Genomic DNA, 11947 nt, shown 5'->3' with positions numbered 1-11947 from the left:
GTCTCCCATGGCATTTCTAGAACCGTCCGCCCCGCAGGTGCCGTCCTCTTATCGCGCCCCGGCGGAGGGGCGCAGTCGCTGGCTAGCCCTGGCCCATGAGATCGACCCGGAGGTGGCGCGCTACTTTCTGGTGAGCGCGCGCTGCGGCTGTTTCATGCAGGCGGCGCGCAGTCTGAATATCAAGGCGACGCTGTTGCGCAAGCGCCTGGCGCAGCTTGAAGAGCACGTGCGCCATTCGCTGTTCAGCTACCAGGGCAATGGCTTGGTACTCAGTCGCGACGGCCAGCAATTGCACGCCCAATTGATTGCCCTGGCCCATGAACGGCGTTTGCCGGTCACGGAGCAGCCGCTGATTCGGCTGGCGGTGGCCGAACCGATCCTGCACGACATCCTTGGGCGCGACCTGATCGCCTTGCTGCGTCGCAATGCCAGCGTGCGCCTGGAGATCATCTCCATCGACAGCCAGTTGTCGCTGCAAGCGGTGGATGTTGACGTGGTGCTGTGGCTGTCGGACGCCGATGGCCCCGTGCCTGGCCCGAGCTTTGCCACCGAGCCGCCACAGGCCCTGGCGCGCTTGCACTACGTGCCGCATATCGCCAAGCGATATTCACGGTTGACGACGCGGCCAGACAGCCTGGAAGACCTCGACGACTACATGCTGGTGCAATGGCAGCCCGATGCGCAGGTGGGCGCCTTGCGGGCTTGGAACCATGTGGTGGAACAGCGCCTGGCAGCGGTGGTGCAGGTGCATGCGTATTCGCTGATGCTGGAGATGATCCGCTGTGGCGCGTGCATTGGGTTGCTGCCGCATTACATGAGCAGTTTTGACCGGGGCTTGGTGGCGTTGCCGGGGTTGTTGACCGAGAGCATGCAGCGGCAGGTGTGGCTGGCGGTGAATGCGCAGGTGGCGGATAGGGAGGCGGTGCGGATGATTGTGGCGTTGATTGTGGGGACGTTTGAGGGGCGGCGGGAGTGGTTTGACTGACGGTTTCGATTTCATGCCAAACCCGGTTGAAAAGGTGGAGCTGGCTTGCCAGCTCCCACGGAAAGCCTACTGGCGGGCCTGATTTCAGCGCTGTAGGACGCCGCGAAAGGTCGTGCTCAGGGCTCGCAAGGTTTCCCTGGAGCGCACGTCACTGATACGGCTGTAAAGCACCACTTCACTGACTGGCAATGGCGGCAAGCCGTATTGCTCGCTCACCTCCACCGCACCCGTCGGCGCCACGCGATGGGCGAGGGCCGCCACGCCGAGCCCGGCGCTGACGGCGGCGCCCACGGCCATGACGCCACCGCCAACGAACACTTCGGTCCAGTCGATGCGTGCCTCATCCAGTGCGCGTGTCGCCAGGTGGCGAACGCCGCAGGGCGCGGCCATGGTGGCCATGCGCAGGGGCGTGCCGGGACTGTGTTGCCAGGTGGGCGCGGCGAACCAGCCAAAGCGTTCCACCGCCAACACTTCGCCGTCTTGGCGGTCGCCCTCGTTGCGCACGATGACCGCGTCCAGCTCATTTCGATCAAAGGCGGCGACCAGATCGCGGGAGGAGGCGATGCGCACTTCGAGGATCACCAAGGGGTCATAGGCGGCCAGGCGGCTGAGCCAAGTCGGCAGGTCGGGGCCGGCCACGTGGTCGCTGATGCCGATCACCAGGCGCCGCAGCAAGGGGTTGCCCATATCGGCCAAGGCGCGTTCATGGGCATTGAGCAGGGCGCGGGCGGCGACGATGAACTGTTCGCCGCGGGGCGACAGCCGCACATGCCGAGGCGTGCGTTCGAGCAGGCGATAGCCGAGGCGTTCTTCCAGGCGTTTGAGCTTGAGGCTGATCGCCGCCTGGGAGGTGTCGAGGGCTTCGGCAGCGCGAGTGAAACTGGCGAAATCGGCTACCAGCACAAAGGCCTGGACGGTGTCGATATCCAGCGGTTTTAGCGCGTCAGTCATATTGACTCCTTATCGCACCTATATTGGCTGATATCTTGTTGAAATGATCGTCGCTGCGCAAGCTCATCCCTCATCTTGCACAGGAGTTTTCGCATGTTTGCCAAACAATATTCACACCGCTTGCCTGCTGACTACGACATGGGCGTGATTCGCCGCCGCGCCGCGCAACTGGGGCCGTTGTGGGATCACGCCGAGGGGTTGCTGTTCAAGGCATTTATCGCCCAGGAGCACGGCGGCAATGTGTATTCGTCGGTGTACCTGTGGGCAGACCCGTTGCAGGCCGCTGACTTTTTACTCGGCGAGCGTTTTCAGAAGGTGCTCGATAGCTTTGGTCGGCCGCACATTGAGAGTTGGTTACCGCTGGATGTGCAACGTGGCCCGGCGCAGGGTGCGTTGAGCTTGTATCGCGAGGAGTGGCCGCTGGCGCCGGGAGCGGACAGGGCGGCGGTGCTGGCCGAGGAGAAGCAGCGCAATCGGCAGCTGGCTGACAACAGCGACACCTTTGCGGTGTTCCTGGCGCTGGATGTGCAAGCGTGGCGTTTGGTGCGTATTACGTTGTCGGCCAAGGCATTGGATACGGAGCACCCAGGTAGGGGTTACCAGGTGCTCTATCTGGCACAGGGCGTTGCGTCCCTGCGCTAACTGCTCCAATCTTGCTGGCCTCATCCCTATCTTTCAGGAAACCTGTGATGCAGGCCACTCGTTTGACACTTATTTGTCATGCCGTGACGCCACAGCAAAAAAAGGGCAGCTTCCCCGATAACGAGTCCGTTGCGATGGACTGGCAACATGCGGGCCTGTCCCTTGCCGGCCGCTATAAGAAAAGCCTGCGCCTGGTCTGCGGCCCAGAGGCGCGTACCCGCCAGACAGCAGGCTTGTTCGGTCGCAATCCCCAGGTGGATAACGCCTTGCGTGATGGCGACTTGGGTCGTTGGAAAGGTAAGGACATCGATGATATCGACCGTGAGGAGCTGATGGATTGGCAGGGCAACAGCGCCAGCACATCCCATGGTGGCGAATCGGTGGACCAGGTGTGCACACGGGTAGGGCAATGGATGAAGTCCCTGGAAACCCAACCCGGCCATATCGTCGCTGTCACCCACCCCTTTGTGATCCGTGCCGCAATGTTCTACGCCCTGGGGTTTCCCATTTCGATGTTCTACCTGATCGATGTCGAACCGCTGTCTGCCACTGAACTGCGCTTCAACGACGTGTGGCGCCTGCGCCTGGAAACTCACGCCTAGCCGCCTGAACATGGCAAAATCCACGCCCCGCAATGAGAGCAACCCATGAAACGCATCCTGATCATCGGCATTGGCGCCGGCAACCCTGACTACATCACGATGCAGGCCGTGAAGGCGCTCAATCGCACCGACGTGTTTTTCCTGATGGACAAGGGCCAGAGCAAAGACAAGTTGATCGACCTGCGTCGCGAAATCTGCGAGACCTACATCACCGAGCCTGGCTACCGTTTCGTCGAGGCCGACTGCCCCGAGCGTGTGCGCGGCGATATCGACTACACCACCGCCGTGCAGGACCTCAACCGCGACAAGCAGCAGACGTTCGAACGCATGATCAACGAAGAAATGGCTGACGGTGAAGTGGGCGCTTTCCTCGCGTGGGGCGACCCTGCGTTGTATGACAGCACCATCCGCATTCTGCAGGCGATTCTCGCCAGCGGCCGCAGTGAGTTCGAGTTCGAAGTGATCCCTGGCATCACCAGCGTGCAAGCCCTGGCAGCCCAGCACAAAGTGCCGTTGAACCGAATTGGCAAGTCCGTTGAGATCACCACCGGGCGCCGTTTGGCGGCGGGGCAGGCGAGTGATGCCGACACGCTGGTCGTGATGCTCGACGCCGAAGACTCCTATCGCACCCTGGCGGATCAGGACCTGGATATCTACTGGGGGGCCTACCTGGGCACGCCGGATGAGATCCTGATCAGCGGCAAAGTCAGTGAGGTAGCGCAAGAAATCGAACGGGTGCGCAAGGCGGCGCGCCTGCAAAATGGCTGGATCATGGACACCTATCTGTTACGCAAACCCTGAGGTAACGTCCCATGCTCAAACGCTTCGCCCTGGCGCTGACGCTGGTAGTCGGCACCGCCCATGCCGACGATGTATTGCACACCGACTTGCCTTTGTCGTACCTGGAACAGGCCCAGGGCGATGCGCGTAACCAGCCTCTGGTGATTTTCCTGCATGGATTTGGCAGTAACGAGGAGGACCTGTTCGGCATCAAGGATGCGCTGCCGTCCACCTGGACCTACTTGTCGGCCCGTGCGCCGATGCCAGTGGACCCGCACGGTTATCGCTGGTTTACCAAGACACCCGGCGACGGTGATTACGATGGCGAAACCGCTGACCTGCAGCGCAGCGCCAAGCTGATCGAAGACTTTGTCGGCAAAGCCACCGCCAAGTACCACACGCAACCGGATCGGGTGTTCCTGGTGGGCTTCAGCCAGGGTGCGATCATGTCCTACGAGGTGGGCCTGCGCCGGCCGGAACTGCTGCGCGGCATTGCGGCGTTGAGTGGCAGCGTGTTGCCGGTGCTCAAGGCTGAGCTGCAGCCGAACGCGTCACTGGGCAAACTGGCGATCTTTATCGGCCATGGCACGTTGGACCAGGCTTTGCCGTATGTGTCAGCGACACGGGCGAATGAGGTGCTGACCGGGTTGGGATTGAAGCCGGAGTTCCATGGGTACCCCGGCATGCCGCATACCATCAGCGAGGCGGAAGTGCAGGACCTGAAAGCCTGGTTGGAAAAAAGCCTGCACTGACCGTCGAAAGGTTATTTGCCGCCGGTAATCTGTTTGACCAACGCCGCATGCCCCTTGGCGTCATCCGCCCGTGAAATAGCCTGGATCACCAGCAGGTGGTTGCCCGAACCACCCAGGAACGTGGAGTTCAGCGTCTTGCCGCCGCCCTGGGTGGCGGTGCTGTCTACCTGGCGCAGGCCCAGGCCTTTGAACGTCAGTTTCTTCTCGCTCTGTTTCTTGAAGTCAGGCAGCGCAGCGCTCTGGTCCTTGACGAACCCGGCCACAGCGCCATCCAGGAATGGCGCGTCGTTGTCGCCGATGGTTACCCCATCGTTACGCACGGTTTCGGCGACGATCACCACACTTTTCGTGGTCTGGTTCGCATACATCGTGCCCTGGGTGTCGGCGGTGCCATCCTCGGCCTTGCCGGCCGGCAGGGTGTCGGCGACGTAGGCCTTGGGCAGTTTGAAGGTGAACTTGCCACCCAAGGTGGAGATGGTTTGCGTGGTCGGCTTGGAAGCGGCGAATACGCTGCCGGCGGTCAGCGCGAGGGCCAGCAGGACGGCGGTCTTGGTGAAAGTGGCCATGAAGCGCTCCGGGGATGAACGAAATTGCGCCGTATTCTGTCAGAAATTTCGCAAAATCGTTCATCCATAGCCTCACACCTTGTCGGACTCTTCCTCAAGTCGGTCCATCTCAAACAATCGCGCCAGTTCTGTCCGGGCTTCCTGGGCGGTTTGCATGACTTTGGCGGCGTCGTCGTACACCGCGTGTTGCGCGGCCAGCACTTGCAGGTCGTGGTTCTTGAAGCGGGTGATGCGCGCATCGGCCTGGGCCTGGCTCAATCCGAGGCCGACCAGGGTGCGACGGCTCATTTCCAGGCTGGAGTAGAAGGTCTCGCGAATCGGCGATGCGTCCAGGTCCACCAGGCGGTGCACGTGCTGGCGGTTACGCGCGCGGGCGATGATCTTCATGTGCGGGTAGAGGTTGCGCACCAGCTCGGCGGTCTTGATGTTGATCTCCGGGTCGTCCATGGCGATCACGAAGAATTCCGCCTGGTCGACCTTGGCGGCGTGCAGGATCTCTGGGCGCTGCGGGTCGCCATAAAATACCGGCATGCCGCCGAAACTGCGGGTCAGTTCGATGGTTTCCACCGACGTGTCCAGGGCAATGAACGAGATGTTCTGAGCTCGCAGGATCCGCGCCACGATCTGGCCCATACGGCCCATGCCGGCGATGACCACACGGGGCGCGTCGCTTTCGATGGTGCGGTACGCCTCGGGGATTTCCACTGGTTTGACCTTGGGCTTGAACAGCTTCGGGCACACCAACAGCAGCAACGGCGTCACCGCCATGGACAGGGTGATGGTCAGCACCAGGATGTCGTAAAGGTGCGGTTCGAACAGGCCCTGGTCGCGGCCTATCTTGAACACCACGAAGGCGAACTCACCGCCCGCTGCGAGCACCACGCCCAGGCGCAGGGCGCTCTCGCGATTGAGATCACCCACCATGCGGCCCACGGCATACAGCAGCGGCAGTTTCAAACCGATCAGCAGCAGCGTCAGGCCGATCACCACCAGCGGTGAGCTGAGCAGCAGGCTGAGGTTGGCGCCCATGCCCACGCTGATGAAGAACAGACCCAGCAGCAGGCCCTTGAACGGTTCGATCTGGGATTCCAGTTCGTGGCGGTATTCCGAGTCCGCCAGCAGCAGGCCGGCGAGGAATGCGCCGAGGGCCATGGACACGCCCACCAGTTCCATCAACCAGGCGGTGCCGATTACCACCAACAGTGCGGTGGCGGTGGACACTTCGCGCAGGCCGGTCTTGGCGACGACGCGAAACACTGGCCGCAACAGGTAGCGTCCGCCGATGATCACCACCGCAATGCTGCCGAGAATCTGCAACACATGCTGCAGGCCCTGGGCTTCGGTGGTCGGGTGATCGCTGCCGGCCAGCAACGGCACCATGGCGATCAGCGGGATCGCGGCGATGTCCTGGAACAGCAGAATCGCAAAGGCCAGGCGGCCATGCGGCTGGTTCAGCTCCTTGCGCTCGGCCAGGCTTTGCAGGCCAAACGCGGTGGATGACAAGGCCAGGCCCAGACCGAGCACGATCGCACTGTTCCACGACTGGCCGAACAGCCACAACGCCACCGCGCCCATCACCAGACCCGTGAGCAGCACCTGCGCCAGACCTACGCCGAACACGGCCTTGCGCATCACCCATAAACGCTTGGGCGACAATTCCAGGCCGATGATGAACAGCAGCAAGACCACGCCCAGCTCGGAGAACTGCGCGACGCTTTGCGGGTTGCCGATCAGGCCCAGCACCGACGGGCCGATGATCACGCCGGCGAACAGATAGCCCAGCACCGCGCCCAATTGCAGGCGTTTGGCCAGGGGCACGGTCAACACGGCGGCGAGCAGGAACACCACGGCTGCTTGTAACAGGTTGCCTTCATGGGGCATTAGGAACTCCAGGATCTTCAAAGCCAATCAACAGACGGGTATTAGAGCGCCTTTTACATTTCGATAATTGTGTTTTTGCCGCGTATGCGTGTGATGGAGCAACGTTTTTACAAGGGACTGAGCGCACGGGGGTCGTTGCTGAAGGATGTACAAACAATTTTCCGACCCCTGCGAGTGGAAGCCAGGCCACTTCATCTTCTAGTTTTAGGCTCTTGAGTTTATATTCCCTGGGTGGAATATTTTCATGGGTTGAAACATTGAGTACACGGATGAATTCGGCACCGGTGGTATGAGGAGCACGTCCCTGTGGCTGAAAAGCTGTATGACGTGCATTTGGAAGCATTGCGTAAAGAGGGCCGTACCCATGGCGAAGCAATTCGCTGAACTTCAAGCTCGCATGACGCCGCAGGCGCGTGCTGAAGCGCAGCAGCTGGTCCAGCAACATCTGCAGGAAATGCCTCTGCATGAACTGCGCAAAGCTCAGCAGTTGAGCCAGCAAAGCCTGGCCAAGGCATTGAATATCAACCAGGCCGCCGTCTCCAAGATGGAGCGGCGCACCGACATGTACATCAGCACGTTGCGCGACTATATCCGTGCGATGGGCGGCGAGCTGGAAATCATTGCGACGTTTCCCGATGGTCAGGTCAAGATCGACAATTTTGCCTGCTGAACGCGGTCGCGAACGCCTGGCCTCAAGGCAATGCTGCTCGCCGGCCAGGGCGTCGGGGATCTGGAACTCATCGTCCCTGCCCCCTTGGCCTGAGGTTTGCACGCGATGAGCGACTTTTATCGCCGGCGAGTCATGCAGGTGCTCGCGCAGCCCATACGCGAACAAAATCCTGAATTCATGCCATGACTATCTATCCATGTGGGCAATCGGCTGCGGTTCCACGGGCGCGAGATTGACTGGCCTGCGGTACAGGCCCACCGCCAGGCCAACAATGATGATCCCGATCGAGATCAGGTTCGGTGTGGAAATGCGCTCGTCGAGGATCAGCATCGAACTGGTGATACCAAACACCGGAATCAGCAACGACAGCGGCGCCACGGTGGACACCGGGTACAGCTTGAGCAGCGAGTTCCAGCCCCAGTAGGCAAAGTGCGTGGCCAAGTAGACCTGGAACAGGATCGAGAGGATCGCCGTCAGGTCGAGGCTACTTTGCAAACCTTCGAATGCCGCGCTGCCGTGCATCAGCCAGGCGGTGAGGAACAGCGGGATCGGCGGGATCAGGCTGGCCCACACCATGAACGAGAAGATCTCCTTGACCCCGGATTTCTTGATGATCACGTTACCTACGCTCCAGGCCACCGCACTGAGTACGATCAGCAGGACGCCCAGCACCGCATGGTTGCCCTCCTGAGTGGAGATGATCCCGGCCAGGCCAATCAAGGCCAGCACGGCGCCGATCATCTGCGCACCACGGATTTTCTCCTTGAACAGCACAAAGCCCCAGCCCATGGTGAAGAACACGCTGAGCTGAATGATCAACGACGCAATACCGGGACTCACGCCCACCTGGATGCCGTAGTTGATCACGCCCCACATGCCCAGCCCGAAGATAAAGCCGTAGGCGGCCACGTAGCTGAACTTGACGGCGGGGCGTTTGATAAAGAACACCAGGGGCAGGGCGGCGAGGGCAAAGCGGATGCCCGTGAGTACAAACGGATCGATGGCGCGCAGGCCCAGTTTGGTGATCGGGAAGTTGACCCCCCACACCAGGGTAACGAGCACGGCCAGAAACAAATGTTTTTTCAGCATGGACCCTCCTTGGGTCAGGCGGCACAGCGCGATCGCGATGTGCCGCCAGGAAGTCAGTTCAAGGCGAAGCGTTTTTGCATCAGGCACAGCCCGGCGATTTCCATCAGCAGGTTGTCTGCCGAGGCGCGTTGGGCGGTGGACAAGCTTGGCAGGGTTGCCAGCAACGCGCGCACTTTACGCGGATCGAAGAACGGCACGTTATTCAATGTCGGGCCGCTCAACACATCGTTGATCATTTCATACAGCTTCGATTGCGGGCTTTCGGACGCCGGTGGCGCGCGGAAGTACTGCTTCTTGCGATCCAGCACAGCCTGGGGCACGTAAGGGCGCATGGCTTCGCGCAGGGCGTACTTTTCGGTGGCGCCGCGTACTTTCATGTTCACCGGCAGGCGGCAGGCGGCCTCGATCACTTGGTGATCGAGCAGCGGTGGGCGGCCTTCCAGGCTGCCGGCCATTTCCATGCGGTCACCCAGGGAGGTGAGCACCACGTTGGGCAGGCTGGACTTGGCGACCATGTACAACGAGCGGTTCACCGGCTCCCAGCCGTTGAGTGCCCGTGGGCTCAGACGGTCGTAGAACTCGCGATAGGCATCGGTATGGCTGAAACGCTCACGGAAATCGTCGCTGTACAGTTGCGCCAGAGGGCCGAACAACGCCGATTGAGTTTGCAGCCAGGACACGCCGTGGCCCAGCTCGTCCTGTACCCATTTCACGTCATTCTTGCCGCCAGGCAGGTAACGGTCTTCACTGGCGTGCAGGCGTCGGCTGAGTTCGGCAATCGCCGACGGGTCCTGGTTTTCATGGTTGTACAGCACCATGTCGCGACGATAATGCGGGTAGCCGCCGAAGACTTCGTCGGCGCCTTCACCGGTCAGTACGGCGCGCATGCCCTGGTTCTGCACGTATTTGCACAGCAGGTACTTGGCCACGCTGTGAGCGTTGGCGAAGGGCATTTCGGCGTGCCAAAGGGCATTTTCGAAGTTGTCCGCCATGTCGGAAGAGTTCACCGACAGCACGTTGAGGTGGGCGCGGTTATGCCGGGCGGCCACTTCGGCGTACTGGCGTTCGTCGTAGGCTTGCTCGCCCTCGAAAGACAAGTGGAACGCCTGCAAAGATTGGCCGGTCAACTCGGTGGCGATGCCCAGCATGGCCGACGAATCGAGGCCGCCGCTAAGGCACACGCCCACCGGCACATCGGCGTGCAGGCGCAGGCGTACGGACTCCTCGATGGTGTTGCGCAGGGACTCGATCATCTCGGCTTCGCTGCGCTGTTCGGTCGCCTCGGCATCCGGGAAGTCCCAGTCCCAGTACTGTTCGGTCTGCAGGCCGCTTTCGTCGGCGATAATCCAGCAACCCGGTTTCACGCTGCGGATGTTGTTGAACACGGTACGGTCGCGCAGGATAAAGCCGCGATTGGCGTAGGCTTCGTGGTCCCACTGTGCCGGCACGCCGGCTGCAAGCAAGGCTTTGATCTCGGACGCGAAGTACCAGGCACCTTCATGTTCGGTGTAGTACAGCGGCTTGACGCCCACCCGGTCGCGCACGGCAAACAGCTTTTTGCGCAAGCGATCGAAAATCAGGATGGTGAACTCGCCGCGCAGTTGTTTGAGGCCACGCACGCCATGGCGGCGGTACAAGTGCATGGCGATCTCGCTGTCGGACGAGGTCTTGAAGCGGCAACCGTAGCCTTCCAGCTCGGTGCGGATGCGTTGATAGTCATAGAACTCGCCGTTCACCATCATCACCAGGTCGCCTTCGTCGGCAACGATAGGCTGGGTGCCGTTACCCAGGCCGACCAGGCCCAGGCGTACGTAACCAAAGGCCGCTTGGCCCTTGGGGTCGAACCATTGGCTGGAGCTGTCCGGGCCGCGATGATGGATGGCACGCAGGGCGGCATCGAACATGTTCGGGTTGAACGCACGAGGTTGTTTGGCAAAGACGCCAATGTATCCACACATGACAATTACTCTATTGAATTTGTAGTGATCAGCAGCACGCTGGTTTCAAACGGTGGTGACCGGTTCGTTCATCACCTGCAACTCGGGCAGCACCACTTCGGGGTGTATGCCGATGGAGCTGAGGATCTCGGGCATGGCCGAGTAGTCCGCTTCGCCGGTCTCGGTAAATTGAGTCGGTAGCAGCAGCGAGGGATCGCCGAATACTTCGAGCAGTTGCGGCAGGATGATTCGCCACGCTGAAATCTCGCGCATCGGGAAGATCCGGATGGAGTTGGCGATGCCGCGGGTGAACAAGGCGGTTTGCTGCGCGGTGAAGCCACCGACGACCTGCTGCACGAACAGCGGAAAGATGTGCTTGTGCACCAGTTCGTCTTTTTTGTGCAGGGCTACCACATGGCGGAACACCGGCTGGATGTCCGGCGCGTTGCTGAGGTCGGCCAGGTAGTCGCTGATGAATGTCTCCGAGACCAGCGAGAAGGCCAGGCGATAGATCTTGAAATCCGCCTCGGACAAGGTGGCCTGGGCCTGGCTCAGGTGGCGGGTCAGTTCCAGCTCCGGCCATTTGATGCGCATGCCGCGCTGGGTGATCGCCAGCTCACACATGTTGATCGAAAACAGCGTGTGATAAGCCTCATCCGCCAGGGTTTCAGAAATCGTCGCGGCGCTGGCGGAGCTCAGGCGCGAGCCCAGCTGCAGCAGGTCGATGCAGGACGGGCAAATGATCTCGGTTTCGATGGCGATGGTTTTCTGGTTGTAGATCACCCAGCCGGCCGACAGGATCAGCAGCTTCAGGGCATGGGGGTAAGCCTGGTAATGCGGGTCATGGGCGAAAGGTAACAGGGCCTCGAGAAAGTCCGGCGCCTGCAGGTCCAGCTGGATATCCGGGCGTTGGGAATCGAGCTTGATCTGTGCGCGTTTATGCCAGCTGCGTTCGATTTTGATCAATCGTTCATCGGTCGCGTCATTGCTGCGATAAAGATCGTCTTGAGTGCTGTGCTGAAACATGGTTTCACCGGGTTAATAGTGAGTTGTGACGGCCATCCATGGTTTGCCGAGGTGTGCCCGGCAACG

12 protein-coding genes are annotated in these 11947 nt (G+C 60.9%); 6 read left to right on the top strand and 6 right to left on the bottom strand.

From position 1 onward, the window contains the following. Window positions 1-7: 7 nt before the first annotated feature. On the top strand, window positions 8-985 hold the full coding sequence (locus BMZ57_RS15530; protein ID WP_010211130.1) for a LysR family transcriptional regulator: 978 nt from the start codon (window positions 8-10) through the stop codon (window positions 983-985). An 84-nt stretch (window positions 986-1069) separates the two neighbouring features. On the opposite strand, the gene BMZ57_RS15525 is transcribed toward BMZ57_RS15530, so the two are convergent. Continuing rightward, the gene (locus BMZ57_RS15525; protein WP_021493300.1) at window positions 1070-1936 is read right to left on the bottom strand and encodes a LysR family transcriptional regulator; all 867 of its coding nucleotides are present in this window, start codon (window positions 1934-1936) and stop codon (window positions 1070-1072) included. A gap of 93 nt (window positions 1937-2029) precedes the next feature. On the opposite strand from BMZ57_RS15525, the gene BMZ57_RS15520 reads away from it, so the two are divergent. The 4 genes from BMZ57_RS15520 to BMZ57_RS15505 are packed head-to-tail and all read left to right on the top strand — an operon-like array spanning window position 2030 to window position 4712. After that, window positions 2030-2578: a DUF4865 family protein gene (locus BMZ57_RS15520; protein WP_021493299.1), complete on the top strand. Its 549-nt coding sequence runs from the start codon at window positions 2030-2032 to the stop codon at window positions 2576-2578. A gap of 47 nt (window positions 2579-2625) precedes the next feature. Then, window positions 2626-3180 carry a histidine phosphatase family protein gene (locus BMZ57_RS15515; protein WP_029529167.1) on the top strand — a complete coding sequence of 185 codons (555 nt, stop codon included), beginning with the start codon at window positions 2626-2628 and terminating at the stop codon, window positions 3178-3180. A gap of 45 nt (window positions 3181-3225) precedes the next feature. Further along, entirely contained in the window at window positions 3226-3981 is a 756-nt protein-coding gene (gene cobF / locus BMZ57_RS15510) for a precorrin-6A synthase (deacetylating) (RefSeq protein ID WP_010211126.1), read from the top strand. A gap of 11 nt (window positions 3982-3992) precedes the next feature. Further along, window positions 3993-4712, top strand: a complete 720-nt coding sequence (locus BMZ57_RS15505; RefSeq protein ID WP_010211124.1) for an alpha/beta hydrolase — start codon at window positions 3993-3995, stop codon at window positions 4710-4712. 11 nt (window positions 4713-4723) lie between these two features. Here the strand turns inward: BMZ57_RS15505 and BMZ57_RS15500 are convergent, their stop codons facing one another. Both BMZ57_RS15500 and BMZ57_RS15495 read right to left on the bottom strand, forming a co-directional pair. Continuing rightward, window positions 4724-5278 (bottom strand): DcrB/PsbP domain-containing protein, encoded by a 555-nt coding sequence (locus tag BMZ57_RS15500; protein ID WP_010211123.1) that lies wholly within the window; start codon window positions 5276-5278, stop codon window positions 4724-4726. 72 nt (window positions 5279-5350) lie between these two features. Continuing rightward, the gene (locus BMZ57_RS15495) at window positions 5351-7159 is read right to left on the bottom strand and encodes a monovalent cation:proton antiporter-2 (CPA2) family protein (protein WP_010211122.1); all 1809 of its coding nucleotides are present in this window, start codon (window positions 7157-7159) and stop codon (window positions 5351-5353) included. Between the two features lie 364 nt (window positions 7160-7523). Between BMZ57_RS15495 and BMZ57_RS15490 the strand changes: the two genes are divergently transcribed. Then, complete coding sequence (locus BMZ57_RS15490; protein WP_010211121.1) at window positions 7524-7829, top strand: XRE family transcriptional regulator; 306 nt, start codon at window positions 7524-7526, stop codon at window positions 7827-7829. Window positions 7830-8015: 186 nt separating this feature from the next. Here BMZ57_RS15490 and BMZ57_RS15485 read toward each other — a convergent pair whose 3' ends face one another. The 3 genes from BMZ57_RS15485 to BMZ57_RS15475 are packed head-to-tail and all read right to left on the bottom strand — an operon-like array spanning window position 8016 to window position 11881. Then, window positions 8016-8918: an amino acid metabolite efflux pump gene (locus BMZ57_RS15485; protein ID WP_010211120.1), complete on the bottom strand. Its 903-nt coding sequence runs from the start codon at window positions 8916-8918 to the stop codon at window positions 8016-8018. Between the two features lie 53 nt (window positions 8919-8971). Continuing rightward, a complete protein-coding gene (gene asnB / locus BMZ57_RS15480) occupies window positions 8972-10876 on the bottom strand; it encodes an asparagine synthase (glutamine-hydrolyzing) (RefSeq protein ID WP_069672677.1) in 1905 nt (634 codons plus the stop codon). Between the two features lie 45 nt (window positions 10877-10921). Next, a complete protein-coding gene (locus tag BMZ57_RS15475) occupies window positions 10922-11881 on the bottom strand; it encodes a diiron oxygenase (RefSeq protein ID WP_010211118.1) in 960 nt (319 codons plus the stop codon). Window positions 11882-11947: the final 66 nt, after the last annotated feature.

Origin of the sequence: Pseudomonas simiae (genome assembly GCF_900111895.1) — a bacterium.
Lineage (GTDB): Bacteria > Pseudomonadota > Gammaproteobacteria > Pseudomonadales > Pseudomonadaceae > Aquipseudomonas > Aquipseudomonas simiae.
The sequence above is the reverse complement of the archived record's forward strand: the minus strand, read 5'-3'. Positions and strand labels throughout refer to the sequence as shown.

Bases quoted from the DNA above. Each gene is read 5' to 3' on its own strand.
- cobF (WP_010211126.1), top strand. From the start codon at position 3,226: ATGAAACGCATCCTGATCATCGGCATTGGCGCCGGCAACCCTGACTAC.
- BMZ57_RS15500 (WP_010211123.1), bottom strand. From the start codon at position 5,278: ATGGCCACTTTCACCAAGACCGCCGTCCTGCTGGCCCTCGCGCTGACC.
- BMZ57_RS15525 (WP_021493300.1), bottom strand. From the start codon at position 1,936: ATGACTGACGCGCTAAAACCGCTGGATATCGACACCGTCCAGGCCTTT.
- BMZ57_RS15530 (WP_010211130.1), top strand. From the start codon at position 8: ATGGCATTTCTAGAACCGTCCGCCCCGCAGGTGCCGTCCTCTTATCGC.
- asnB (WP_069672677.1), bottom strand. From the start codon at position 10,876: ATGTGTGGATACATTGGCGTCTTTGCCAAACAACCTCGTGCGTTCAAC.
- BMZ57_RS15520 (WP_021493299.1), top strand. From the start codon at position 2,030: ATGTTTGCCAAACAATATTCACACCGCTTGCCTGCTGACTACGACATG.
- BMZ57_RS15495 (WP_010211122.1), bottom strand. From the start codon at position 7,159: ATGCCCCATGAAGGCAACCTGTTACAAGCAGCCGTGGTGTTCCTGCTC.
- BMZ57_RS15490 (WP_010211121.1), top strand. From the start codon at position 7,524: ATGGCGAAGCAATTCGCTGAACTTCAAGCTCGCATGACGCCGCAGGCG.
- BMZ57_RS15485 (WP_010211120.1), bottom strand. From the start codon at position 8,918: ATGCTGAAAAAACATTTGTTTCTGGCCGTGCTCGTTACCCTGGTGTGG.
- BMZ57_RS15515 (WP_029529167.1), top strand. From the start codon at position 2,626: ATGCAGGCCACTCGTTTGACACTTATTTGTCATGCCGTGACGCCACAG.
- BMZ57_RS15505 (WP_010211124.1), top strand. From the start codon at position 3,993: ATGCTCAAACGCTTCGCCCTGGCGCTGACGCTGGTAGTCGGCACCGCC.
- BMZ57_RS15475 (WP_010211118.1), bottom strand. From the start codon at position 11,881: ATGTTTCAGCACAGCACTCAAGACGATCTTTATCGCAGCAATGACGCG.